Genomic DNA, 24,963 nt, shown 5'->3' on the forward strand with positions numbered 1-24,963 from the left:
ATGAAGACCATGATATTACCGTTTTTTATAGCGGCGATCATCAGTTTTCTCGCCACGCCGCCGGTGAGAAAGTGGGCCATGAGCGCGGGCTTTATGGATGTTCCAAAAGACGAAAGGCGCGTGCATAAAAAAGCCATTCCCCTGAGCGGAGGCCTTGCCATTTACTTCGCCGCCATGCTCGGCGTCCTCGTGTTTTTGCCCTTGGACAGGGAAAACATCGTCTACATGATCGGCGCATCCCTTATCGCTTTTTCCGGCCTTTACGACGACAAATACGATATGCCGCCGCGCTATAAATTCGGCATCCAAATTGTGGCGGCGGTTATATTAATCGCCGGTGGTGTGAAAATCAGCTTTTTCACCAATCCCTTTTACGGCACTAATCTTCTCGTCAATTTACAGTGGCTCGCCATCCCCATTACGATTTTTTGGGTCGTGGGCATTACCAACACCATTAACTTAATCGACGGGCTCGACGGCCTCGCCTGCGGCATCAGCGCCATTGCTTCCATTAGCTTAATGTTTGTGGCGCACCGCTTGGATCACGGGGAAATGAGCATGTTCGCTGCCATTTTGGCAGGTAGCTGCATCGGCTTTTTGCCCTTTAACTTTAATCCCGCCAAAATATTTATGGGGGATACGGGAGCGCTCTTTTTAGGATTTACTCTGAGCTTTTTGTCCATACAAGGCGTTATGAAATCCGTGGCGCTCATTACCGTGTTTATTCCCGTGTTGATTTTGGCAGTGCCCGTCTTCGACACCACCTTCGCCATGATCCGGAGAAAACTTTCGGGTAAGAGCGTGACCCAGGCGGACAAAGGCCATTTACACCATCGCCTTTTGCGCCACGGCTTTAACCAAAAGCAAACGGTTCTCGCCCTTTACAGCGTCAGTGTTATTTTCGGCATCATCGGTAACATCGTAAGCACCATGCACGAAAAAAACGGCTTAATCGCCGCCTTGATTATTTTAGCCGCCGTCGGCATTCTCGCCTTAATGCTTGGATTTTTAAATGAGAGAGAGGAAGAAAATTGAAAGTACTTTCCGTATTCGGCACACGGCCCGAAGCCATTAAAATGGCGCCTATCGTCTTGGAACTGAAAAAGCGAAAAGAAATCGAAAGCTACGTCGCCGTCACCGGTCAACACCGGGAAATGCTGGATCAGGTCCTCGCTATTTTCGACATAAAACCGGATGTGGATTTGGATATCTTTACCCCCGGTCAAAGCTTGACGGACATCGCCGTGAGAAGCCTTCGCGGCCTGGAAGATGTATTGAACGAGCTGAAGCCCGATCTTTTATTGGTGCAAGGGGATACCTCGACGGTGTTCGCCGCCGCCCTTTCCGCTTTTTATCATCGGATTCCCATCGGCCACGTGGAAGCCGGGCTCAGAAGCCATAATCTTTACTCCCCCTATCCCGAAGAGGCCAATCGCAAACTGACCGGCGTCCTCGCCGAATACCATTTTGCGCCGACGGAATCCAATCGGCAAAACCTCTTAAAAGAAGGCTATGACGACGAGAAAATTTACATTACGGGAAACACCGTCATCGACGCATTGGCCTACACGGAGCGGAAAGATTTCGTCTTCGACGAGCCTTCGTTAAACGCCATCGACTTCGATAACAAACGGGTAATCCTCCTGACCTGCCACCGAAGAGAAAACTTAGGGGAGCCTATGGAGCGCGTGTTTCGCGCCGTGCGCCGCATCGCCGACGCATACGACGACGTGGAAGTGGTTTTCCCCATGCACCTTAATCCGAAAGTGCGCGCCATCGCCGAAGAAGCTTTCGGCGGCGCGAAAAACGTACATCGCATCGAGCCCATGGATTATCTTCCCTTCTCCAATCTCATGGCGAGAAGCAACATCGTCGTCACCGACAGCGGCGGCATTCAAGAAGAAGCGCCTCATTTCGGCGTGCCCGTTCTCGTGGCGCGGGAAGAAACGGAACGCTGGGAAGGGGTAGAAGCGAAAACCGCAAAGCTCGTAGGCACCGACGAAGAAAAACTTTACAGCGCCCTTAAAACCCTGCTCGACGATCAAAATGCTTACGAGTCCATGGCTCAAGCCGTCAATCCTTACGGCGACGGCAAAGCCGCCGAGCGCATCGTAGATATTATTTTAAAAGACAAGCTGAAATAGGAGTTTGGATGAAGTTACTAAAACGAAGTATTGCCCTATTGATGGCGTCGCTCCTCCTTATGGGGGCGGCGCCGCCGGCTCCAAACGGCGAGGGAGAAAATGCTCCGCCGCCAAAAGTGGAAGAGCCGAGAGACCAAAAAGAAAAAATTCATACGGCAAAAGGCGTATTGCCCATGACTGCCACGGAGAAAAAAGCCTTCGACGAGGCCATGGCAAAGCCGGAAGCCGCCCTTTTAAAAAGCTACGTTCTCGGCGATTACGAAACGGGAAAAATTTACGCCGAGCATAATGCCGATGAAGTGGTGGGACTGGCGTCCACGTCGAAACTCATGGCCATGTACTGTATTCTCGACGCCGTGGACAAAGGCGAAATCAGCATGAAAGACCAGGTCACCATTGGCCACGAAGCCGCTTCCATGAACGGAAGTACTTACAAAACAAAAGAGGGCGAAGTGTACACCGTGGAAGAACTCATTCACGCCGGCATGATCGTGTCGGGAAACGACGCCATGATTTCCCTCGCCATACACATTGCGGGAAGCCAAGAGGCATTTGTAGCGCGAATGAACGAAAAGGCGAAAGAACTGGGGTTGACCCATGCCCACTTCACCAACTGCCACGGCTTAACCGATTACGGAAAAAATGACTACAATCAGGCCACGGCGCGGGAAATGTTCGAACTTTCGAGAAAACTCTTAAAAGACTTCCCCTACATTTTAAAAGTAACGTCGAGAGAAAAAATCGACGAGCCTCAAAGACAATACTTAGCCTATAGCACCAATCCGTTACTGGGAATTTTGGCACCTATCGACGGGCTAAAAACGGGCTACACCGGCATCGCAGGCCGCTGCTTTATTGCGACGGGGGCGCAAGCAGGCCAAGGCCACACCCGCTATACGCGCTTTATCGGCGTCTACATGGGGGCGGAAAACGACATGGATCGCTACGCTGCCGCCTTAAAACTTTCAAAGCGTGCCCTGGAATACCGCTCCGTCTACCTTTGCAAAAAAGATGAAGAAGTGGGCACATTGAAATTAAAAGACGCCTCCCCCAATCAATCGCCGGTTTACGCCGGGAAAGATTTGCTTTATTTGAAGCGTGATGGCGATGATATTAAGCGCTATGTCGATTTCTACGATATTACCGCGCCCCATTCCAAAAAAGAACCGGTGGGCCGTGTGCGCTACGTGTTAAAGGGAAAAGAAATCGGCCGCGCCGACGTCTTCGTAAAAGAAGACATTAAACACCCGAACCCCATACTAAAATATAAAGACCTTATGGCGGATATCTTCCGCACCATGGAGAGCGCAGCTTGACACTCCGAGGGACTATTGCTAAAATAGATCGGTATGAACCCGTAGTTCAGCTGGATAGAACGTTGCCCTCCGAAGGCAAAGATCGTTGGTTCGAATCCAATCGGGTTCGCCAGAATAAAGACAGCAAGGCTGTTAATTGCAGCTTGGCTGTCTTTTTTTGTGCGAAGAATGTGTCTGATAAGAGTCAACGGATGTGAATTGAATAAGTGGGGCAGAGGTGTTATCATGATGAAGTACGTTTGAAATTAGTCAAAGTTTCCGGCAAAAGAATATGGAAAAGAGGAGTGTCAATGAGCAAAGTCATCTGTTCGCCGGGTTCTTATATACAAGAAAAGGGCGCTATTAAGAGATTGGCCGACTATTGCAAGGGAATCGGAGCAAAAAATGCCTACATCATCACGGGAAATTCTGCCAACCGTAAGTATAAAGCGGATATCGAGAAGTCATTTAAGGACAATGATATGGCCTGCACCATCGTTCTTTTCGGCGGAGAATGCTCCGATGTTGAAATTAAAAGGCACCAAGAGCAATTAGGCGATGCGGATGTCATTTTCGGCATCGGCGGCGGAAAGACGCTGGATACGACCAAGGCCATTGCTTTTTACAGCAAGATTCCCATGGTCATCGTGCCCACGGCAGCATCCTCCGACGCACCTTGCTCAAGATTATCGGTGGTTTATACGGAAGATCACGAATTCGATTATTATCTGCCCCTTAATAAAAATCCGGATATGGTCATTATGGACACGGATGTTATTGCCAATGCACCGGTGAAGCTTCTCGTTGCCGGTATCGGCGATGCCCTTGCCACCTACTATGAAGCCATGGCCTGTGAAAAATCCGATGCCGTGACCATGGCAGGCGGCCATTCCACAAAGGCCTCCATCGCCCTTGCCACCCTGTGCCTGGACACGCTTTTAGAAGACGGCTTGAAGGCAAAAGTGGCAGTGGAAAATAAGGTTGTGACAAAAGCCCTTGAAAATATTATTGAAGCGAATACCTATTTATCCGGTGTAGGCTTTGAATCAAGCGGCTTGGCGGCAGCCCATGCTATTCATAACGGCCTTACGGTGATCGAAGAAACCCATGATCTGTTGCACGGTGAAAAGGTGGCATTTGGCGTTCTTTGCCAAATGGTGCTGGAAAATGACGACCTCGAGGATATTTATGAGATCATGGAATTCTGCAAGGCCTTGGGTCTGCCGACGACGTTTGAAGACATGGGCATGGGCAATGTAAGTGACGAAAAGCTTCTTGAAGCGGCCGAGCTGGCGTGTGCCGAAGGCGACACCATGGTCAACATGCCCTTTGAGGTGACTGCCGAGGATGTGGTCGCCGCCATGAAGACGGCGGACAAGCTGGGCAAAAGCCTATAGACGCTGGAAAGCCGTGCTTTTCGGTAATAAAAGAGTTTTAATAGCCATTGAGGTGTGCATCCTCAATGGCTATTTTAGAGTCTTATTTATTAGCCTAGAGGCTTTTGAGTATGAAAAAACCCCTCCATCCGATTTGGATGTTGGGGTTTTCGGCTAAGGTCAATTAAAGTGTCGAACGGAAAAGGAAATTTTTAGCGGTATGAAGGATTATTTTTCCTGTGCTCTTGCTTTCGAAAAGGCCAAGCCGATTAACGCAATGGTTACGAGGACCAGCACAACGGCCATTAGGAAGGGCTTGCCATAGCCTCCGGTGAGGCTGCGTAAAACCTCAATTAGGGTGACGCCCAAGGACGAGGCCACCGTGGTAACAAGGACGACATAGGAATAAATTTCGCCGTAATTTCTGTTGCCGAAAACACCTCGAACAATTAACGGAAGAAACATACTGGTCGTCGGAACGATGAAACCGAAAAGAATGGCGCCCAGACCATTGAGCAAGGGATTCGCGCCGGCAAGGTATAGGAGAATAAAGCCGACGCCGACGAGAGTCAAAACGAGGCATGTGATTTTGGCGATTCCGAAGCGATCGCAGGCACCGCCTAACACAAATTTACTTAGTGTATTGGTCAACATGACATAGGAGATCATCGAGGCACCAAAGACAGGGCTTAATCCCACCGACGGTGCGTAGGATGGCATATGATAGGTAAAGCAAGTTAAAATCATCATAAGGGCTGCTGCCAACAGGACATAGTAAAAGCTTGCGGAGTGGAGTGCTTGGGACTTGGTCATACCAGTCAGCTCTTGATTTTTTACAGATGGGGCATCGGCTGCTTCCTTTTCCTCTTTGTAGCCGTAAGGATGAAGGTTCATCTCTTTCGGGCTTTTTTTAATGAGGAATAAAGCGGGCAAGACGCCGAGGACAAATACTAAAAGGGCATAAAAGAGGTAGGCGCTTCTCCACCCGAATTTAGCGATGCAGGCTGCACCCAAGGGGCTTAGAATCATGCCGCCGATTCCGGAAAAACCGAGGGCAATCCCCAAGGCGAAGGCCATTTTTTCTTTAAACCAATTGCCAATTAAGATAGGGGTTAAGACGTAAAAAACGACACTGGCTCCTATTCCGGCCATCACAAAGGCCAGGGCCATGGTTGTGAGCCCCGTGGCGCGGGACATAAGAACCAGGGAGAGGGCCATGAGGGTAAAGCTTCCCCCTGCCAGAAGGTTGACTTTTTTTCTTTGGATGAGCTTGACGGCTAAGGGGCTTAAAAGACCGGTGACTAATCCGGAAAGGGTGGCCGTGGCAAGGGTAAAGGAGCTTTTTGCCACGCCGAGACTTTCAGCTACCGGTGTCATAAAAATTCCCATACAGCTTCCGAAAATACTGATCCCTGCAATACTCATCAGACAACAGGCAATTAAAATAATCCAGGCATAATGAATTTTTTGCGGCATATTCTTTTCCATGGCTGTTTCCTTTCTAATCCAGGGCGTAGGCGGCATCGAAGCCGTCACGCATGGCTTGACCGATGCGGCCGGTGGTTGCTACGGCACTGCCGATGACACGAACGTTTTCGAAGCTGTCTTGAATCCTTTGGATTTTCTCATCATTGGGGCGGACACCTAAGGAAAGGATGACGGCATCGGCTTCTAAATCAAAGACTTTTCCTGTTTGTAAATCTTCGATGGTGACTGATTTTTCTTGAATCGATTGAAGTGCGGAGGACGTGTTAAGGATCACATTTTTTTCCTTTAAGTGGTCCAGCTCCGGCTTAATGTAGGTGGGAAGGACGCCGATGCCAATGGCTTTTTGCATTTCCACAACCTGGACTTCATTGTCCTCTGCCAGGAAAGAAGCCACATCCAGCCCCGATAAGCCGCCGCCGATCACGACGATTTTCTTTCCGGAAAGTGTAACCTCTTGATCTAAAATTTGGCCTACGGTGTAAATATGATCGGATTCGATGCCCGGAATTTTTTTAGGAATAACCGGATCCGCACCGGTTGCGACGAAGACGGCATAGGGATTTAAAGACTTAATTTCGTCGACAGTCGGCGCATGATTTAAATGGATCGTGACACCGTATTTGTCACATTCTCTTTTCAGAACCTCGGGCAATTGATGGGTCCAATCCTTCATGGGTGGTTGTCCCGCTAAGAAGGTATCACCACCTAAATGGTCCTTTTGTTCAAACAAAGTGACCTTAAAGCCCCGTTGACCTAAAACAGAGGCGGCTTCCATGCCGGCGACGCCACCGCCGACAACGACTACTTGTCGTCCTTGGCCGTCGATTTTTAAAGGCTCAAGCTCAGATTCTCTGCCGGTTTTCGGATTGACGGCGCAGGAGACGGCTTTAAGCTTGCTTTCACAGTCGGCGCAATACAAGCAGGAAATGCAGTGATGGATGAGCTCCTCTTCCCCTGCCATGGCTTTTTTACACCAATAAGGATCTGCCAGAGACTGTCTTGCCAGGCCGACAAAGTCACTGACGCCCTCTTCGAGGAGGGATTCCGCGAAGTCCGGCGTTTTAATGGTGTTTACGGCAATAACGGGAATCTGAACAGCGGCTTTAATGGTTTTTGCCAAATGTTTTTTCCAGCCTTGGCCGTAAAAAACCGGTTCGATGACGGGCTTTTCGGCGCCGAAGGTCGAGTTGGAAATGTTTAAAGCGTCGGCTCCGGCCGCTTCGAGGAGCTTCGCCGTGATGACGGCATCCTCCAAGGTGGTGCCTCCCTCGACAAAATCCGAGCCGTTGATGCGGACACTGACGGGAAAATTCTTCCCGCATTTTTCTTTAATTCCGCGGATGATTTCGCAAATGACACGGGCACGATTTTCGTGGCTTCCGCCGTAGGCATCCTCGCGGCGATTTAAGTGAGGACTTAAGAATGTAGATAAAAGGTAGATGTGGGCGGCGTGAATCTCGACCCCGTCCGCTTCTCCGATTTGTGCATAAACAGCCCCTTGAACAAATCGATCGATGAGTGCTTGTATTTCCTCGACGGTCATGGCCCGCACACGACGGCCGTCAGGGGTGGTCGATTCCGAAGGGCCAATGGGGTCTTTACCTTCCAATAAGAGGGGATTGGCTCCCTGTCCGGCATGGGCGAGCTGGGCAAAAAATTTGGCGCCGTGGCGATGAACGACTCTGGCGATTTTTTGAATGGACAGGGCGGAATTTACATCCAGCATAGTCAATTGGCTCGGTGCAGCTCGACCGGTTTCAAAGTCGATGTTGGCATATTCCGCGATAATCAGACCGATGCCGCCCTTCGCTCTCTCCTCGTAATATTTCACCAGGGCTTCGTCGACTCGGCCGTAGGAATCGGCCAAAAGCGTCAGCATACCGGGCATGACGACGCGATTTCTTATCTCCAATCTTCCGATTTTTCCTCTTGAAAACAAATGGGTATACATGGTGACCTCCTAGTCGTTTATATCGTCAAAAATGACGCGGAAACGGTGAATCTTGCTGGTTTTGACCTTCCAGCAGCCATCAATTTTTTCGAATGTGTCGGTGTAATAGCCGTAGCCTGTGAAGGCGGCAAAGCCGTGGGCAATGACTTTATCCTCAAAGGGGAAATAGGCTTTTGCCGTCGTTTCTGATGTAAGTTCAATTTCAGGAATATGTCCCATATGGGCGCTCTGCGTTGCCGGGCCCATAAGCTTTTTAGAGTTTTGAATAATTTGCTCACAGGATCTCGAGGGCTCCAGCTTTGCCGGAATGTCCGGGTGTTGGCCCTTAATCGGGTCTCGGGTAGAGTCGGAAAGGTCAAATACAATATCATCTGCCAGTACGGTTCTCAGAAGCTCGAAATTTTTGGTATCGACAGCTCGCCAGTACCTTGCTTTACATTGCTTGATTTCCTCGATTGCAAGTAGCTTTTCAACTTGATCCATAATGATCCTCCTTTTATTCGTCTTATTTGTAACAATACCTCCGTGCCATTAGTATACGGTGGTGACAGGAAGGGCAACAATGGACGTGACGGACAAAAAAAGCTTGACCATTTGTGCAAAATGCACCAAAATAAAAGAACGCTGTTATTGGAGGGGCTTCTTATGTACTTTAGCGAGCTTATTGAAATTTTAAAAAAACACGTTGCTGTCCAAGACCTGTCCACTCAAAAGGCTCCCGCCATTCGCGAGGTACGTCTGTTGGATGGCAGTGAAGACATTTGCGAGGAAGACATTCTTTACTTTGCCTATGATTTTGGAGAGGATCCGCCTCTTCAGGGCTTTCTTTTTGGTGGGGCTGACATCAAGGGAGAGCGGCATTGCTTTGCCAGGTTTCCCGAGGACCGGCTTTTTTCTGTGTATAATTTGACCTTACAGGCCCTTCGAGAAAGGGAAGTGCCCGATCTTTATCAAGAATTTAAAGATCTGGCGCATCAGGCGAAGGACTTTGAAAGCTTTATCAATGCCCTTGCCCTGCGCTTAGATAATCCCTTGATTCTTATCGATGCCGATTATCGCGTCGTCGCAAGCTCCAATTGCCCGCCGGTTAAGGAGGCCCTTTGGGCTCGAATCATTCAGCGAGGCTACTGCTTGTATCCCTTGATTAAGGCAAGCGAGGCCTCGCCTCCTTTCCGGCTGGGACAGCGAAGCAGAGAAGCGTACATTGGAGAGATTTGTCAGCATACGCCCAGTCCGAAGATTTACAGCAAGATTTTTTTTAATGGCCGGTATTGGGGCGCCATCATCCTTATCGAAGAATCTTCCCCGCTTTCCGCGGTGCATTATGAAAATCTACCGAAGATCAGCCGGCTTTTAGAAGAAATCCTGCCTCGACTCCTTCGCGCCACATCGCCGGAGGGGCGACCGGTGGATCAGGCATTTTATCGTCTCTTAGTGGGGGCGAATCCTGAAGATCTGGCCCATTCAAACGAATTACTTGCAAAGGGAGAGATCCACCGAATAGCCGTTTTAAAGGCGCGTGGGAAAGAAGAGAAAATCGCGCCGCCTATGGCAAAGATTCGGCGGTACTTTCCTTCCGCTCCCTTGGCCCAAATTCAAGACCAAGCCGTTCTCTTTCTTTCCTATGCCAAAGAAAAACCTTCCTTTCCTCAAACATTGAAAAAATTGGAGGATCTGGCATCGGAACAACAGTTGTTTGTCGGCCTCAGCCATGGGTTTGAGGATTTAAACCGAGTATCCGACTATTTTCGGCAAGGGCAAATGGCTTTAGAAACGCCAACCCCCGAGCCGGTCAACTCCTACGAGCAAGTCTTTTTTCTGGCCCTGTTACAAGAATTTCAACGACGAAGTGAGAAGGATTTTTCTTGGGAAAATTACCTTCATCCCAGTCTGGAAATTCTCCTTAGCTACGATAAAAATAACCAAAGCCAGCTTTACCGCACCCTTGAGGTTTACTTAGAGTCGGAAGCATCTGTCCAAAAAACAGCCAAGCGGCTTTACCTCCATCGAAACACGGTCAGCTATCGCCTTCATCGCATTACCGAGCTTTGTCAGGTGGATTTGGGCAACAGCCAAACGCGTTTTTTGCTCACTGTTTCTTTCCAAATTAGGTCCTACATTGATCAAGGCCTTTTAAATCGGGAAATTGAATCTTAGACAAACTAAAGCCCCCGATTGATTCAATCGGGGGGGCAAAGGGAGCGTCGCGGGCTTTATGAAGGAGCGTTTCTTTCAGGCCCTCGTGATGGTCGGGCTACGGAAAAGGAAAAAATACATCAACAAAAAGGTATTAGGTCAACGAGTGGGGAGTCTAGTGAAGGCCAGGCTCCCTTTTGTTTTTCTAATAGGAATAGGGTAAGATTACCTTGCACTTGCTTGACCTCCTGTATTATTTTGTAGTGCTTTAATTTTAGGCTTTAGGGAAAACAGGTGCTATCTTTTGGACAAAAACAGCTATTGAGAGGTTACTCCCAACGAATAGTCCGGAGCCCTTTTTAATGTCGGGGTGCCGAGCCGGGGTAGAAAGAAAGGACTTGTAAATTGGGTTCAGCACCTGTATAATGATAGGGTAAGTTGCTACGGGGTGTGGCGCAGTTTGGTAGCGCACATGGTTTGGGACCATGGGGTCGAAGGTTCAAATCCTTTCACCCCGACCACTTTATACAATTTCATAGCGGGGTGTAGCGCAGTTTGGTAGCGCGCATGCTTCGGGAGCATGAGGTCGAAGGTTCAAATCCTTTCACTCCGACCAAAGGAATCTGCCCATGGAGGCAGATTTTTTTATGCCCTTTTCTTTTTGACAAGATTTTACCGATTTTGTCACGATCTTGTTGATGTGGTATATTTAGAGTAACTGTGGATGTTACTTCATGGAATGGATTTTAAAATTGTACAATGAGGAGAAAGGAAATCAATATGGATTTTATTCAAGAAATGAGTGAACGCCTTAAAGGCAATCAAATGAGAATCGTCTTCCCCGAAGGCAGCGACCCACGCGTTCTTTGGGCAGCGGTAAAACACGCTAAAGACGGTTTGATTAAGCCTATCGTCATCGGCGAAAAGGCTGCCGTTGAAGAAGTGGCAAAAAAAGAAGGTTTGGAACTTCAAGGTTTAGACATCGTAGAACCGGGCAATTGCGAACACGAAGATGAACTCGTTCAAAAATTTGTCGAACGCCGCAAGGGCAAAATCGACGAAGCCGGCGCCGTTGAAAAACTTAAAGACCCCAACTATTTAGGCACTATGATGGTCTATGCCGGTTATGCCGACGGTATGGTTTCCGGCGCGGAACACACCACGGGCGAAACCGTTCTTCCCGCTCTTCAAATCATTAAGACGAAACCGGGCATTAGCCGTGTATCCGGTCTGTTTATTTTAATCCGCGAAGACGAACGCTACTTTATGGCAGACTGCGCTATCAACACTTCCATGGATACGCAAACCATGGCGGAAGTTGCCGTCGCTACCCACGTATCGGCTAAGCAATTCGGCGTCGATCCCAAGATCGCCATGCTTTCTTTCTCCACTAAGGGTTCCGCTAAGAGCGACACGGTTACCATGGTAGCCGACGCTACTCAAATCGTGAAGGACGAACATCCGGAAATTAAAATCGACGGTGAATTACAATTCGACGCCGCTTTCGTTCCCGAAGTCGGCAAGAAAAAAGCGCCGGGTTCCGACGTTGCAGGCCAAGCCAACTCCTTTATTTTCCCGAGTTTGGAAGCGGGCAATATCGGCTACAAAATCGCCCAACGTCTCGGCGGTTTCGAAGCTATCGGCCCCGTTCTTCAAGGCCTCAATATGCCGGTGAACGACCTTTCCCGCGGTTGCAACCGTGAAGAAGTTTACCAACTTGCTATTATTACGGCAGTACAAGCTTATTTAGCTGAGTAATCGAAAAGGAAAATGGCCCGAAAGGGTCATTTTTTATATAAGGAGTTACTATGTCTGAAACGGAAATGTTTGAAAAACTGAGAGCCATCATCGAGCCCTACGGTTCCGTCGCCATCGCCTATTCCGGCGGCGTGGATTCTTCTTTTTTAATGGCTGCCGCCTCGGAAATTTTAGGCGCGGACAATGTTTTGGGGATTTATGTGGAAAATGATCTCCACCCGAAACGGGAAAAGTTCGATGCCTACGTTATGGCGGAAATGCTGGGCTGGAAGGTAAAAGTAGTTTCGGTCGGCCTGGACAGCGATCCGCGCATCGCCGAAAATACGAAGGATCGCTGTTATTATTGCAAGCGCGCAGCTTTTCAAACGATTCGCGAGCACGCAAAGGAAGCCGGATTTTCCACCGTCATGGACGGCACCAACTGCGACGATCTCGGCGAGTATCGCCCGGGGCTCAAGGCTTTAGGGGAGCTGAATATTGTAAGCCCCATTAGGGAAGCGGGGCTCGGCAAAGAGGATGTGCGGAAGATTTCCAAATCCCGCTACGATTTGCCCACGTGGAACAAGCCGTCCAATTCCTGTTTGGCGACGCGCATTCCCTACGGCACGCCCCTGACGCACGAGAATCTGAACATTGTGGAAAAGGGGGAAATTTTCCTTCACGAATTAGGCTATTTAGTGTGCCGCATGCGCCTTCACGGCAATTTGGCGCGCATCGAATTGCCCGTAGAGGACTTCACGAAATTTATGTCCCTTCATCGGGAAACGGTGAGTGATTATTTTAAGGAACTGGGCATTCTTTACACCACTTTGGATGTTTTAGGTTTTCGATCGGGATCTCAGGATGAAAGCTTGGAGGTAAAATGAGAGCGTTATTTATCGATCCTTTCAGCGGCATTAGCGGCAATATGTTTATCGGCGCCATGTTGGACGGCGGCTACAAAATCGAGCCCTTTTTAAAGGGCTTGCACCCTCTGGGGATTCATCCCCATGACGTCATCGTGGAAAAGCGGGACAAGGCGGGTATTTCCGCCACCTATTTTAATTTAATCGGCGAAGAGGAAAAACTCTCAGAAACCGATGGCGTCCACGAGCATCATCACTCACATTCTCACGACCACAGTCATTCACATGCCCACGATCATGAACATTCCCACGATCATGAACACTCCCACGATCATGAACACTCCCACGATCATGCCCATCATCACCGAGATTTAAAGGCAGTTCACGCTCTTATCGACTCCTGCGATTTCTCCGACGAGGTAAAAGCCCTTGCGAAATCCATTTACCGTCCCCTCGCCGAAGCGGAAGCCAAGGTTCACGGAAAAGACCCCGACACCGTTCACTTCCACGAAGTAGGGGAGTTGGATTCCGTCGTCGACGTATTAGGAGCGGCTTATTTTACGGTACTCGCCGACGTGGATGCGATTTATGTCGGCGCCGTCAATCCCGGCGGCGGCACGGTGCATTGCGCCCACGGAGAATATCCCGTGCCCGCACCGGCCACTGCCTATCTTTTAGCGTCTCTCGATGCTCCCTTAGGGGGTCCCGATGCCAAAGTGGAACTCACCACGCCTACGGGCGCCGCTATTTTAAAGGGCATCGGCGCGTGCTACAAACCTCGCCCCGAAGGCCGGGTGCTGAAAGTGGCTTACGGCGCGGGAACGCGAAACGGTGTGGTGCCCAATGTGCTTCGTATTTTCTTCCTGGAAACGGAAGAGGCCACGAACCCGGTGTGGTACAGCTGCAATTTAGACGACATGACCGGGGAAGCACTCGGCTTCTGCATGGAACGGCTTTTTGACGCCGGGGCGCGGGATGTAAGCTACACGCCTATTTACATGAAAAAGAATCGCCCGGGGTACCGTCTGGACGTTTTAACCGACGGGGAAAAGAGCCGCGATGTTTGCGACGTGCTCTTTACCCATACGACGACTTTAGGCATTAAAAAGATTCCCCTGGAAAAAATCGAATTGCCGCGAAGAGTGGAAGAGACGGAGACGGAATGGGGCGACATTCGCACGAAAATCGCCACGTGGAACGGGGCTGAAAAGGCGAGTCCGGAATACGAGGATTTGCGGAAGATCGCCCTGGAGCGCACACGTTCCCTCGAAGAAGTGCGCCATCAATGGGAGAGACGATGAGTAAATTTTACGCCGTACGGGCAGGCAAAACGCCCGGCATTTATACGGATTGGGAAAGTTGCAAATCCCAAGTTCACGGATTTAAAGGCGCCATTTATAAATCCTTTAAGCGAAGAGAAGATGCGGAAGCCTTTATGGGAGCATCCAAAGAAGAGGAAACTCCCGAAGGCCTTATCGCCTATGTAGACGGCTCCTATCGCGACGAGGACAAGAGCTACAGCTACGGCGTTGCCCTTTACGATGAGGACGAGGTGATCTGGGAAGATAGCTGCCGTTTTCAGGGAGATATGGCGAGTATGCGCAACGTGGCGGGGGAAATTTTAGGCGCCCGTGTCGCCATGGAGCGGGCCATTGAAACGGGACACGACGCCCTCATTCTCCATTACGATTACGCCGGCATCGAACACTGGGCGAAGGGAGAATGGAAGTGCAATAAAAAAGGAACCATAGACTATAAAGCGTTCTATGATTCCATAAAGGATCGATTAAAGGTTCACTTCGTAAAAGTAGAGGCCCACACCGGTGTGGAAGGCAACGAGCGGGCGGATACCCTGGCGAAAGAAGCTGAATTCTAATCGAATTTGCGAATGGGTATATTATTTTTTTCAAAAAGGCTCACGGCGTAATCGTCCACTCGATAATCATTCTTGTAGACGATTTCGCTAATTCCCGCCTGAATAAGTGCTTTTGTGCAGTTTAAGCAGGGGAAATGGGTAACATAGCAAATAGTACCCTTTGTGGAAATGCCTTCTTTGGCGCAATATAAAATGGCGTTCATCTCCGCGTGAATGGTGGCGATGCAGTGGCCGTCGCGCATAGTGTGGCCTACATCGTCGCAATGGGGATTGCCGGCGACGGAGCCGTTGTAGCCCGTGGAGACGATGCGGTGATCTCGATTGACGAGGACGCAGCCTACGAGGGCGCGATCGCAAGTGGAACGACTGGCGACGATTTCTGTAATTTCCATAAAGTAACTATCCCAAGATTTTCTCAAGATGCACCTCCTTAGCTTTAGTATAGCACGAGAAAATCGTGAGTACACGGAAAGGAATAAAATGAAAAAAACACTGAGCGAATTTAAAGATTTTATCGCAAGGGGCAATGTCTTGGACATGGCCGTCGGGGTTATCGTCGGCGGTGCCTTCGGAAAAATCGTAACCTCTCTCGTGAATGATATAGTAATGCCCTTGATCGGCCTCATCCTTGGCGGCATCGATCTTACGAAAATGTACTTGGCACTGGACGGCAAGACCTACAGTAATCCCGTGGAAGCGGCGGAAAGTGGCGCGCCTATTTTGGCCTACGGTAATTTTATTCAAAACGTTATCGACTTTCTCATTATCGCCTTCGTCATCTTTATGGCGATAAAGCAAATCGGCAAGTTGAAGAGTCGTTTCGTTCACGAAGAAGCGGCGGCGCCCACGACGAAAAAATGCCCTTATTGCTTTGAGGAAATGAACATTCAAGCCACACGTTGCCCCCATTGCACGGCGGAACTGGAGAAATAAATGGCATACGGTTTAGTTTTAGAAGGCGGCGGCGCCAAGGGGAGCTATCAGCTAGGCGCTTATATGGCGGTTCAGGAAATGAAGCCCGATATTCGCCTCGTCGTCGGCACGTCCATCGGCGCCTTAAATGGCGCCTTTATTGTGCAGGGAAATACCGACGAACTGGCGAGGATTTGGTCGAAGATTTCCTTCGACAACGGCGGCGAGCTGTCCTCTGCTCTCGTAGAAATCAAAAAGGGGATCGATCCCGTAAGCCTTGCCAAGACGGCGCGGGCTATGCGGCGAGTGGATCTGGAGCCCTTAAAGGAACTGATCCACCGCCACATCGACGAAGAGGCTATTCGGAAAAGTTCCATAGATTACGGACTCGTCGTCTACAGCGTCAGCGAGGCGAAGACGAAATTTTTGTACCTGGAAGATATTCCCAAGGGGCGTCTCGGAAATTATATTTTGGCGAGCTGTTGTTATCCCGTCTTTGCGCCGGTTAAAATCGACGGGAAGTTTTACGCCGACGGAGGCATCGGAAACAATCTTCCCTACGAAATGGTGTTGGCGAGGGATCTCGACCCCATTATTTTGAGGACCAATCCCCCGAAAGGCGAGGTGTTTCCCGAAAACAGCATCGTCATCGGGCCGACCCAACCTATTGCGGAAACCATGCACTTCGATCCCGATCTCGCTTCCCGCAGAATGCACATCGGCTACCGTCACGGCCGCCGTATTTTAGGGGGCTACGACGGCATGGATTACATTTTCTATCCCTTTAGCGAAAGGGAAGCGTTAAAGCGGCTCGACGATTTATTTTTCGCCGCCACGGAAGATTTCCGCTATTTAGTGGAAGAAAAGGGATCGCCGGAGCGGGGCATCCACGACAATCTATGGCCGAAACTCGCCGACGCTTTACATCTCGGCGAAGAATACAGCTACAAAGAGTTGCTCTTAGGGCTCGTAGAAGCCCGCGCCGATCAACTCCATATGGATCGGGATAAGATATACACTCTCGACGGCTTGCTGGATGCCATGGAGAAAAGGGGAGACGTGCGCCCGCCGGTGGAATCGATGGTGGAGCGCGTGCTCTATTTATTGTTTAGGGGAAAGAGGTTGGCCATTGAATAGGGAAAAAATTAAAAACTTACTGGATCATCACGTGCCGGAACCTCTCGGTTTGGAGCATCGCTTTTCGGTGTTGTGTCCGCTAATCGACGTAGACGGGGAAACCCACGTGCTCTTTGAAAAGCGATCCCTTCATCTTTCCAGCCACACGGGGGAGGTTTCCCTTCCCGGCGGCCGCATCGAAGAAGGGGAGACGCCGAGAGAGGCGGCTTTTCGCGAAACCATCGAGGAGCTGCGCATCGATCCTGCGCATTTAAACATTCTCGGCGAAGGAAATTACCTCGTGGCGCGAAACAATCGGGCGGTGCACGTCTTTATCGGCACCCTTGAAGGCATTGCCGTGGAGGATATTTCTCCGGAGCCGGGAGAAGTGGCCTATGTGTTTACCGTGCCCCTTTCGGTATTTCTCAATACGGAGCCGGAGGAACACATTATCGAATTTAAAAAAGATAGGGACGACGGCTTTCCATACGATTTAATTCCCCAAACCACGGTGGCGCCCTTTCGAAACATTAAAGATCGCATTTTCTTTTACAAAGAAGCGAAGGAAAAGGAACAGATCGTCTGGGGCATGACGGCGAAAATCATGCGCGACGTGGGGAAACTGTTACGTAAAACAATTACAAATTAATGACAAACTCGTCGGATTTATTGCGACTGAAACAGACCATTGGTACAATAGCCAAGTAAATGTAAGAAAGGTTACATTTTGTAACTTTTAATCGCAATGAATCTCAAAGGAGTTTGACATAGATGAAAAAGACCTTGGCCCTTTCGGCATTGGCACTCAGCCTTTTAATCCCCTCTTCCGCAGAAGCGAAGACGTTTTTCATTGAAACAGCGGGAAAAGCCCCCGTGACCGTGGAATCCGACGGCCAAACGGTAGGCGAAGTGATTATGGAAAAGGGAATCGACATTCCCGAAGGCTTCGTTCCCTTCCCCAGTGCAACGGAAGCCATCCCCGAAGACGGCAAGGTTCGCATCGAAAAAGGCATGACGGTTCGCGTAAAAGACGGAGAAAACGAGTATGTGCGTTCCGTCAAAAGCGATCGCGTAGAGGATATTTTAAAAGAGCTGAAGATTACGCTGGGCAAAAATGATTCCGTGACGCCGCCTTTAAACGGCCGCATCGGAAAAGGCGAAATCCTCCGCATTAATCGGGAAAAAGAAGAGACGGTGGTTCGCCAAAAACCCATGGACTTTGAAACCGTCGTGCGAGAAAATCCCGATCTTTACGAAGGCGTGGAAAAAGTTGTGCAAGAAGGCGCCAAGGGCTTGGTGGAAGAAACCCGCCTCGTTACCACGGTCAACGGCGAAGAGCGCGGCAGCATCGTCATCGGCTCCCGCGTGTTGGCGGAAAGCCGCAATAAAATTGTGGAAGTAGGCACAAAGAAAGCTGAAAACATCATTCAAGGCAAAAAGTATAAGAAGAAAATCGTTATGCGCGCCACGGCTTACGATCCCAGCGCCGGCAAATGGACAGCGTCCGGAACGCGGGCGAGAGTTGGCGCCGTAGCCGTAGATCCTCGCGTTATTCCCTTAGGCACGAAACTTTACATCGAAAGCGCCGACGGATTCCCCACTTACGGATTCGCCGTAGCGGAAGATACGGGCGGCGCCATTAAGGGTAATCGCATCGATTTATTTTACAACTCCAATAGCCAAGCCAGACGCTTTGGCAGACGAAACGTAGTGGTCTACGTTCTCGAAGATTAAGAACTCGCCGGGAAACCGGCGTTTTTTATTGGGAAAATAAAATTGATAAGAGTTGTCAAAAATGGAAAAGACCGATATAATGAGAATTAATATTATTAAGGAGGTCTTTCATGAACAAGAAACTAAAATACTTACCGGCAGTTGCCGCGGCATTTGCCATCGGCTTCGCCTTAAACGGCGGCGTTCACGCTCAAGGCTTTGAGGATATGCCCAAGGAAAATCACTGGTCTTATCGCCCTATTCGTTTTTGCTTGGATAAAAATTATTTGAAGGGAATGGATGAAGTACATATTGCCCCCAACGCGTCCCTTACGCGTGGTCAAATGGCGGCGATTATGAATCGCGTCAAAGGTACCAGCGAAAAAGCCGACATCAGTGCATTTAAAGACGTAAAAGTACAGGACTGGTTTTACGACGACATTGCAAAAGCTGTAAAGGCCGGCTTTATTTCCGGACGCTCTGCCAGTGAAATGGCGCCTAATGCCAAGATTACCCGCGAAGAAGCCTTTACCATTCTCGCCCGCGTTCTCGGCGAAAAAGAGGCGAAGCAACATCTCGACGCTTTTAAAGACGGAAAAGATGTAGCGCCTTGGGCAGCTAAGGGCGTCAACTTTTTAGTGGATCAAAAAATCGTCAACGGAGACAACGGCAGCCTTCGCCCGAAAGACGGCATTACCCGCGCGGAATTTGCTCAAATCGTCTTCCAAGCTTTCGGAAAAGAAGAAGCGCCTCAAGTGCAAGAGGGCGTGCTCTTCGGCGATGCCAATGTAGATCAACAACAATATCCCGCCATCGCACCGTTTGTTCACCCGCCCTTTTACAATGTGCGCGTGAAAGTGACGGTCGGTAAAGACGGAAAGATTCAATCGGTGGAAGACAACGAAACCATCGAAAAAGGTCTGGCTCCCGGCATGAAGAAAGATTTCTTCGAAAAGAAGAACGCGCCTTTCTTCAATCAATTAAAAGAGCAAAAATTCTACGATAAAGTAAAAGGCTTGGATCGCGCAGGTGTCGAAGCGCTTAAAGTGAACCACGGGGAAGTAGACGCTTTAACCGGCGCCACGGAAACGGGTAAGGCTTTCAAACAAGCGATTTTAAACGCATTCGATAAAAAAGAAGGGAAGAAATTCCTCAGCGAAAAAGAAACCCTCGTAGCGGAAAAACCCATGGTCACGAAACAAGGGGTTACCGTTCACTTTAAAAATAATTTGCCGAAAGATTTTAAGGTAAAATTAGTCAGCGTCAACGCCGGCATTTACAATGGCGAAAATGTCATTGACAGCTCCAAGATTCAATGGAAAGCGGCAAAAGACGGCTTCGATCTTACGATCGCAGGCGATTTGAAAGCCGGAAAATACATGGTGAACATTGTGGATGAAAGCGGAAAATATCGCTCCCCGGATTTCGAAAGCGGACACGGAAGTCCGCGGAAATATCCCTTCTTCGTCATCGAAAAGGGCGCGAAATTAGCTTATAAAGACGGCAAACTCACTATTTCCGACAATGATTACGCCAACTTCCAACAAAATATCGAAGAAATTGTCGTAACGCCCTTAAAGGGTAACGAACCGATCAAAGATAAAGCCATGGACATCGAACCTGTGGGCCACCACGGAACCAAAGGGGATTACCAAAAGAACCCCATGTTCTTAAAAGACGGCAGCATTAGCGAAGCCGTTACCTTCGGCCGCAAGAAAGCACCCGTCTTTATGAAAGGTGTAAGCTACAAGATCGAAGTGGAAACCTATGGCTACGGCACATTGGAATTTACCTACACCGCTAAAGAAGGCATTAAAGAAGGGGAAGGTAAAAAAGACGGAAGCTACACGGGCAAAGCACCGGTGGGAAGCTTCGGTTATGATTTCATCGCCGATGTGACGGTAAAAGACGGAAAGATTACCGCCATAAAAGACAACACGAAGCCGGACGGTGAAAGCGCCAAACGCCACAACGCATACATCGACGCCAAGATGCTGGATAAATTCGTAGGCAAAAACGCCAAAGAAGTAAAGGGAATGGCGGACACCGTAAGCGGCGCCACCGCCACATCGAAAGCGGCACAAGAAGCGATTTTAAACGCATTGAAATAAGGAAAAAGAAAGCGGCTCGAAGGAGCTGCTTTTTTTGTGGGCGAAAAACAGTGGAAAAGGATTGACGAAAAATGAAAATCGTTGTACATTATTGTTACCGACGGAACCGTCGGCAACAGAAAAAGGGAGGAGAGGTTATGGTCAAAAAGCGTTTAAGTCCGGAGGCGCGAAAGAGAGAAATCTTAGCTGCGGCGGCAAAACTCATAACGGAAAAAGGCTATAGCCACGTCACCATGGAAGATGTTGTAGAGGCGACGGGGCTTTCCAAAGGCGGCCTATACCATTACTACAAAAGCGTCGACGACATTCTCTACGATTTAATGGTGGAGGGCATTCGCTACCGGAACGACATCATCAAGGGCGCCATGGCAACCTATGACGGCCCGATCGATCCGAAATTTGTGGCGGAGAGCATCGTGGACAAAATGCTCGACGACAACCCCTATATGCCGGTGTACGTGCAGTTTTTACTCGCCAAACGTCGCAATGAAAAATTGGAAAAGCTGTTTTTAAAATTAAAGGAGCAAACCCTGGAAGAATTAAACACATTTTTATTTATCGAAGGGGGCGTGCAGATGAATGAGGACATGCTCGATTTGCTCACGGATTTCATCAACACGGTGATCCTCGGCAGCGAACTGTTAGATGCGCGGGAAAATTTTAAAAAGCATCGCCAACTTCTTCTCGCTGCTGCCCAAAACATACTTAAATCGACAGTCTAAATCGGTTTAAGTTTTTTTACAAGATGTCGTGATAATTATTATCATGAGAAAGGAGGTCTTATGGCCATTTATAAAAAAATATTCGCATATGTACCCGAGGCGAAGGGCTATGGTTACTTATCTCTGCTTTTATCCGTTGCAAGCGCCGTAGGTCTCGTGGCAGGCTATTATTTCGTCTACTGCGTCATGGTGGCGTTGATTCAAGAAGGCAATGTCGCCCATGCCATGGCGCTCTCTATTCGCACCATGATAACCTTGACGGTAGGCAGCTTGCTTTATTTTGCATCGGGCCTTGCATCCCATAAATTAGGATTTCATGTGGAAACCAATCTTCGCAAAAAAGGCATCGACGGCGTAACAAATGCCAGTTTCCGCTTTTTCGATCTCAATCCAAGCGGCGTCGTTCGCAAAACCATCGACGACAACGCCGGGTTAACCCACCAATCGGTGGCGCACATGATTCCCGATTTAGGGCAAGCTTTCGTCGTGCCCATTCTAAGTGTGATCTTAGGTTTTTACGTGAGCATTCGTTTGGGCATCGTCCTCGTCGTTCTCATCGTTATCGGCGGTTTGCTCTTTAAATCCATGATGGGCGGGGAAACGAAATTTATGCAAATTTACCAAGACGCCTTAAAGCGTATGAGTGCCGAAACGGTGGAATACATTCGAGGCATTCAAGTTGTCAAAATTTTCGGCGCCGACGTCCAATCTTTTAAAGCACTGCACGACGCCATTCACGATTACGCAAAATACGCCTACGCCTATTCCAAATCCTGCAAATTGCCTTACACGGCGATTCAATGGCTCTTAATTGGCGTCATCGCCATCGTCATGGTTCCCCTGTCATTATACTTACACCGGGTAGGCGATATGCGTTCTTTCTACGTGGAACTGATCATGCTCCTCTTTATTTCGGGGGTCACCTTTTCATCCCTCATGCGGATCATGTATTCAAGCATGTATATTTTTAACGCCAACTACGCACTTTCCAATTTAGAAAAAATGTACGACGACATGCTGAAAGATAAAATCGCCTTCGGAACGAAGGAAACATTCGACGGGGAGGACATCGCCTTTTCCCATGTGGACTTCGGCTACGGGGACAAGAGCGTCTTTAAGGATTTCAATCTGAACTTGGACGGGGGCAAAACCTATGCCCTTATCGGCGCGTCGGGATCGGGGAAATCCACCCTCGCCAAATTGCTTTCCGGATTTTATAAAATCGACGGCGGCGACATTTTAATCGGCGGAACGCCTTTATCCGATTATTCGGAAAAAGCCGTGGCGGAAAACATCGCCTTTATTTTCCAAGATCCGAAACTCTTTAACGGCTCTATCTTCGACAATATCGCCGTCGCCAAAAAAGGCGCCACGGAAGAAGAGGTATTGAAGGCGCTGAAAGACGCCGCCTCCATGGACATTATCGAAAACCTTCCCAACGGCATACACACTTTAATCGGCGCCAAAGGCGTGTACCTTTCCGGTGGAGAAAAACAACGAATCGCTATTGCCCGCGCCATGTTGAAAGATGCAAAAATCGTGGTAATGGACGAAGCAAGCGCCGCCATCGACGCCGACAATGAATACAAATTGCAGGCATCCTTTAAAAAGCTCATGGAAGGCAAGACCGTCATTATGATCGCCCACCGCTTGACGAGCGTGCGAAACGTAGATGAAATCCTCGTCATGGAAAAGGGGAAAGTTGTCGAGCGGGGAAGCCACGACGTGCTGATGGCAAAAGACAGCTACTACAAGCGGGAACTTTTGCGCTATAACATGGCCAATGATTGGAGGATCAACGATGAAAGAGCACTTTAAAAAGAAATTCCATGTAACCGAAGAAGGTGCACAGGGATTGGTGCGTGCCGTGTGGGCGAGCTTTATCGTCAACGTCATCGCCATGTTTCCCGTCATGATTCTTATGTTGCTGGGTCAGCAGATTTTAGAAGGCACATTCCATTCGCAAACACTTTATTTCGCACTATCTCTCGGCATTTGCGTGATCTTATTTATTGCCCTTCTCGTCGAATACGAGCGCATGTATAACGCCACCTACAAAGAATCGGCGAACTTGCGTGAAAATTTAGGGAAGACTTTGGCGAAATTGCCCCTGGCCTTTTTCTCAAAACGCAATTTAAGCGACTTGGCACAATCCATTATGTCCGACGTAGATACTCTCGAACACGCCATGAGCCACGCCATTCCGAAAATTTACGGGCTCTACCTCTTTATCCCCATTCTCGGCATCATGCTGTTGGCGGGAAATGTTAAGCTGGGCCTTGCGGTCATCCTTCCCATGACGCTGCGCCTTTTAATCCTCGTCGCGTTTAAAGGAGAGGGCATTAAGAGTAATAAAAAATTCTTCGATCAGCTGCGGGCCAATGCGGAAGATTTTCAAGAGGCCATTGAACTCCATCAGGAAATCCGGAGCTACCATTTAACGGATGAGGTTCAAAAAGACCTTGACGAAAAAATGGACGAAAGCGAAAAGATCCAGATGAAGACCGAAGGCTTAACTATAGTCGTTATGGCCCTGTCGAATTTATTTTCCTTTATCAGTCTCGGGATCGTCCTTTACGTCGGCGTCGGGCTCCTCGCCAAAGGAGAAGTGAGCTTACTTTATGTCGTAGGCTACGTCCTCGCCGCCATGAAGCTTAAAGATTTAATTGATCTTTCCAGCGAAACGGCTTTGGAAATTCGCTACATTACCCCTCGCGTCGAAAATATAGCCTCTATTCAAGATGCGCCCCTTCAAAAGGGAAAAGACGTGGATCTTCGACGCGTAAGCATTGATGTAGAAGATGTTCACTTCGGCTACGGGGACAATAACGTGCTGGACGGCGTGAACTTCACCGCTCGCCAAGGGGACGTTACCGCCCTCGTCGGCCCCAGCGGCTGCGGCAAGAGCACCCTTTTAAAACTTATGAGCCGCCTTTACGATTACGATTCCGGCGCCATACGCATCGACGACTACGACATTCAAAATGTTTCCACCGACTCCCTCTTTAAAAAGACATCCATCGTCTTCCAAGACGTGATGCTGTTTAATACGAGCGTCATGGAAAACATCCGCATCGGGCGTTTGGATGCCACCGATGAGGAAGTAAAAGAAGCTGCGCGCATGGCCAATTGCATGGATTTCATCGACGACATGCCCGAAGGGTTTGATACGGCCATCGGAGAAAACGGACAGGAACTTTCCGGCGGTCAACGGCAACGGCTTTCCATTGCCCGCGCCTTCTTAAAAGATGCGCCTATTTTAATTCTCGACGAAATCGCATCCAGCTTGGATGTAGAAAACGAACGGGCCATTCAACAATCCCTGAACCACTTGATTCAAAACAAAACCGTGGTCATTATTTCCCACCGCTTAAAGAGCGTGGAAAAAGCGGATAAAATCGTCGTATTAAACAAGGGAAAAGTCGAAGGGGAAGGCAAACATGACGAACTGCTGAAAACCTCGCCGACCTATCGAAACCTTATAGAAAAATCTGAAATGGCGGAAGCCTTTGTATATTAG

21 protein-coding genes and 3 tRNA genes are annotated in these 24,963 nt (G+C 49.1%); 20 read left to right on the forward strand and 4 right to left on the reverse strand.

What is annotated here, in order from left to right; genetic code table 11:
* The 5 genes from HMPREF1863_RS02170 (at nucleotide 1) to HMPREF1863_RS02190 (ending at nucleotide 4,836) form a co-directional block, all read left to right on the forward strand.
* Nucleotides 1-1,035: a glycosyltransferase family 4 protein gene (locus HMPREF1863_RS02170; protein WP_068366996.1), complete on the forward strand. Its 1,035-nt coding sequence runs from the start codon at nucleotides 1-3 to the stop codon at nucleotides 1,033-1,035.
* Entirely contained in the window at nucleotides 1,032-2,144 is a 1,113-nt protein-coding gene (gene wecB / locus HMPREF1863_RS02175; RefSeq protein ID WP_068366998.1) for a non-hydrolyzing UDP-N-acetylglucosamine 2-epimerase, read from the forward strand. Before HMPREF1863_RS02170 ends, wecB begins: the two co-directional genes overlap by 4 nt.
* Nucleotides 2,145-2,152: 8 nt before the next feature.
* Nucleotides 2,153-3,460: a D-alanyl-D-alanine carboxypeptidase family protein gene (locus HMPREF1863_RS02180; protein ID WP_068367000.1), complete on the forward strand. Its 1,308-nt coding sequence runs from the start codon at nucleotides 2,153-2,155 to the stop codon at nucleotides 3,458-3,460.
* 35 nt (nucleotides 3,461-3,495) lie between these two features.
* A tRNA-Arg gene (locus HMPREF1863_RS02185) sits at nucleotides 3,496-3,572 on the forward strand.
* A 178-nt stretch (nucleotides 3,573-3,750) separates the two neighbouring features.
* Nucleotides 3,751-4,836 (forward strand): glycerol dehydrogenase, encoded by a 1,086-nt coding sequence (locus tag HMPREF1863_RS02190; protein WP_068367003.1) that lies wholly within the window; start codon nucleotides 3,751-3,753, stop codon nucleotides 4,834-4,836.
* 207 nt (nucleotides 4,837-5,043) lie between these two features.
* Here HMPREF1863_RS02190 and HMPREF1863_RS02195 read toward each other — a convergent pair whose 3' ends face one another.
* The 3 genes from HMPREF1863_RS02195 to HMPREF1863_RS02205 are packed head-to-tail and all read right to left on the reverse strand — an operon-like array spanning nucleotide 5,044 to nucleotide 8,737.
* Nucleotides 5,044-6,303 (reverse strand): MFS transporter, encoded by a 1,260-nt coding sequence (locus tag HMPREF1863_RS02195; protein WP_068367005.1) that lies wholly within the window; start codon nucleotides 6,301-6,303, stop codon nucleotides 5,044-5,046.
* Nucleotides 6,304-6,316: 13 nt separating this feature from the next.
* Nucleotides 6,317-8,254, reverse strand: coding sequence for an oxidoreductase (locus tag HMPREF1863_RS02200; protein WP_068367007.1), 1,938 nt, complete (start codon nucleotides 8,252-8,254; stop codon nucleotides 6,317-6,319).
* A 9-nt stretch (nucleotides 8,255-8,263) separates the two neighbouring features.
* Entirely contained in the window at nucleotides 8,264-8,737 is a 474-nt protein-coding gene (locus HMPREF1863_RS02205; RefSeq protein ID WP_068367009.1) for a nuclear transport factor 2 family protein, read from the reverse strand.
* On the opposite strand from HMPREF1863_RS02205, the gene HMPREF1863_RS02210 reads away from it, so the two are divergent.
* The 7 genes from HMPREF1863_RS02210 to HMPREF1863_RS02240 all read left to right on the forward strand — a co-directional run bounded on the left by HMPREF1863_RS02210 (nucleotide 8,729) and on the right by HMPREF1863_RS02240 (nucleotide 14,869).
* Nucleotides 8,729-10,411 carry a PucR family transcriptional regulator gene (locus HMPREF1863_RS02210; protein WP_157065064.1) on the forward strand — a complete coding sequence of 561 codons (1,683 nt, stop codon included), beginning with the start codon at nucleotides 8,729-8,731 and terminating at the stop codon, nucleotides 10,409-10,411. The two genes, HMPREF1863_RS02205 and HMPREF1863_RS02210, sit on opposite strands and share 9 nt — an antisense overlap.
* A 423-nt stretch (nucleotides 10,412-10,834) precedes the next feature.
* A tRNA-Pro gene (locus HMPREF1863_RS02215) sits at nucleotides 10,835-10,911 on the forward strand.
* A gap of 18 nt (nucleotides 10,912-10,929) precedes the next feature.
* A tRNA-Pro gene (locus tag HMPREF1863_RS02220) sits at nucleotides 10,930-11,006 on the forward strand.
* 164 nt (nucleotides 11,007-11,170) lie between these two features.
* The gene (gene pta, locus HMPREF1863_RS02225; RefSeq protein WP_068367012.1) at nucleotides 11,171-12,148 is read left to right on the forward strand and encodes a phosphate acetyltransferase; all 978 of its coding nucleotides are present in this window, start codon (nucleotides 11,171-11,173) and stop codon (nucleotides 12,146-12,148) included.
* Between the two features lie 50 nt (nucleotides 12,149-12,198).
* On the forward strand, nucleotides 12,199-13,014 hold the full coding sequence (gene larE, locus HMPREF1863_RS02230) for an ATP-dependent sacrificial sulfur transferase LarE (RefSeq protein WP_068367013.1): 816 nt from the start codon (nucleotides 12,199-12,201) through the stop codon (nucleotides 13,012-13,014).
* Nucleotides 13,011-14,294, forward strand: a complete 1,284-nt coding sequence (gene larC, locus HMPREF1863_RS02235; RefSeq protein WP_068367014.1) for a nickel pincer cofactor biosynthesis protein LarC — start codon at nucleotides 13,011-13,013, stop codon at nucleotides 14,292-14,294. Before larE ends, larC begins: the two co-directional genes overlap by 4 nt.
* A complete protein-coding gene (locus HMPREF1863_RS02240; RefSeq protein ID WP_068367015.1) occupies nucleotides 14,291-14,869 on the forward strand; it encodes a ribonuclease H1 domain-containing protein in 579 nt (192 codons plus the stop codon). The genes larC and HMPREF1863_RS02240 overlap by 4 nt, the downstream gene beginning before the upstream one ends.
* On the opposite strand, the gene HMPREF1863_RS02245 is transcribed toward HMPREF1863_RS02240, so the two are convergent.
* The gene (locus tag HMPREF1863_RS02245) at nucleotides 14,866-15,288 is read right to left on the reverse strand and encodes a deoxycytidylate deaminase (protein ID WP_068367016.1); all 423 of its coding nucleotides are present in this window, start codon (nucleotides 15,286-15,288) and stop codon (nucleotides 14,866-14,868) included. The two genes, HMPREF1863_RS02240 and HMPREF1863_RS02245, sit on opposite strands and share 4 nt — an antisense overlap.
* Before the next feature lie 61 nt (nucleotides 15,289-15,349).
* Between HMPREF1863_RS02245 and mscL the strand changes: the two genes are divergently transcribed.
* From mscL to HMPREF1863_RS02285, 8 genes are all read left to right on the forward strand, one after another.
* Nucleotides 15,350-15,802, forward strand: coding sequence for a large-conductance mechanosensitive channel protein MscL (mscL, locus tag HMPREF1863_RS02250; RefSeq protein ID WP_068367017.1), 453 nt, complete (start codon nucleotides 15,350-15,352; stop codon nucleotides 15,800-15,802).
* Complete coding sequence (locus tag HMPREF1863_RS02255) at nucleotides 15,803-16,918, forward strand: patatin-like phospholipase family protein (RefSeq protein WP_068367018.1); 1,116 nt, start codon at nucleotides 15,803-15,805, stop codon at nucleotides 16,916-16,918.
* Nucleotides 16,911-17,546, forward strand: a complete 636-nt coding sequence (locus tag HMPREF1863_RS02260; RefSeq protein WP_068367019.1) for an NUDIX hydrolase — start codon at nucleotides 16,911-16,913, stop codon at nucleotides 17,544-17,546. Before HMPREF1863_RS02255 ends, HMPREF1863_RS02260 begins: the two co-directional genes overlap by 8 nt.
* A 122-nt stretch (nucleotides 17,547-17,668) precedes the next feature.
* Complete coding sequence (locus tag HMPREF1863_RS02265; protein WP_068367020.1) at nucleotides 17,669-18,631, forward strand: 3D domain-containing protein; 963 nt, start codon at nucleotides 17,669-17,671, stop codon at nucleotides 18,629-18,631.
* Nucleotides 18,632-18,741: 110 nt separating this feature from the next.
* A complete protein-coding gene (locus HMPREF1863_RS02270) occupies nucleotides 18,742-20,721 on the forward strand; it encodes an S-layer homology domain-containing protein (RefSeq protein ID WP_068367021.1) in 1,980 nt (659 codons plus the stop codon).
* A 137-nt stretch (nucleotides 20,722-20,858) separates the two neighbouring features.
* On the forward strand, nucleotides 20,859-21,443 hold the full coding sequence (locus HMPREF1863_RS02275) for a TetR/AcrR family transcriptional regulator (RefSeq protein ID WP_068367023.1): 585 nt from the start codon (nucleotides 20,859-20,861) through the stop codon (nucleotides 21,441-21,443).
* A 60-nt stretch (nucleotides 21,444-21,503) separates the two neighbouring features.
* Nucleotides 21,504-23,261 (forward strand): ABC transporter ATP-binding protein, encoded by a 1,758-nt coding sequence (locus HMPREF1863_RS02280; RefSeq protein WP_068367025.1) that lies wholly within the window; start codon nucleotides 21,504-21,506, stop codon nucleotides 23,259-23,261.
* On the forward strand, nucleotides 23,245-24,963 hold the full coding sequence (locus HMPREF1863_RS02285) for an ABC transporter ATP-binding protein (RefSeq protein WP_068367027.1): 1,719 nt from the start codon (nucleotides 23,245-23,247) through the stop codon (nucleotides 24,961-24,963). The genes HMPREF1863_RS02280 and HMPREF1863_RS02285 overlap by 17 nt, the downstream gene beginning before the upstream one ends.

It is taken from the genome of Aedoeadaptatus coxii, assembly GCF_001553115.1.
Lineage (GTDB): Bacteria > Bacillota > Clostridia > Tissierellales > Peptoniphilaceae > Aedoeadaptatus > Aedoeadaptatus coxii.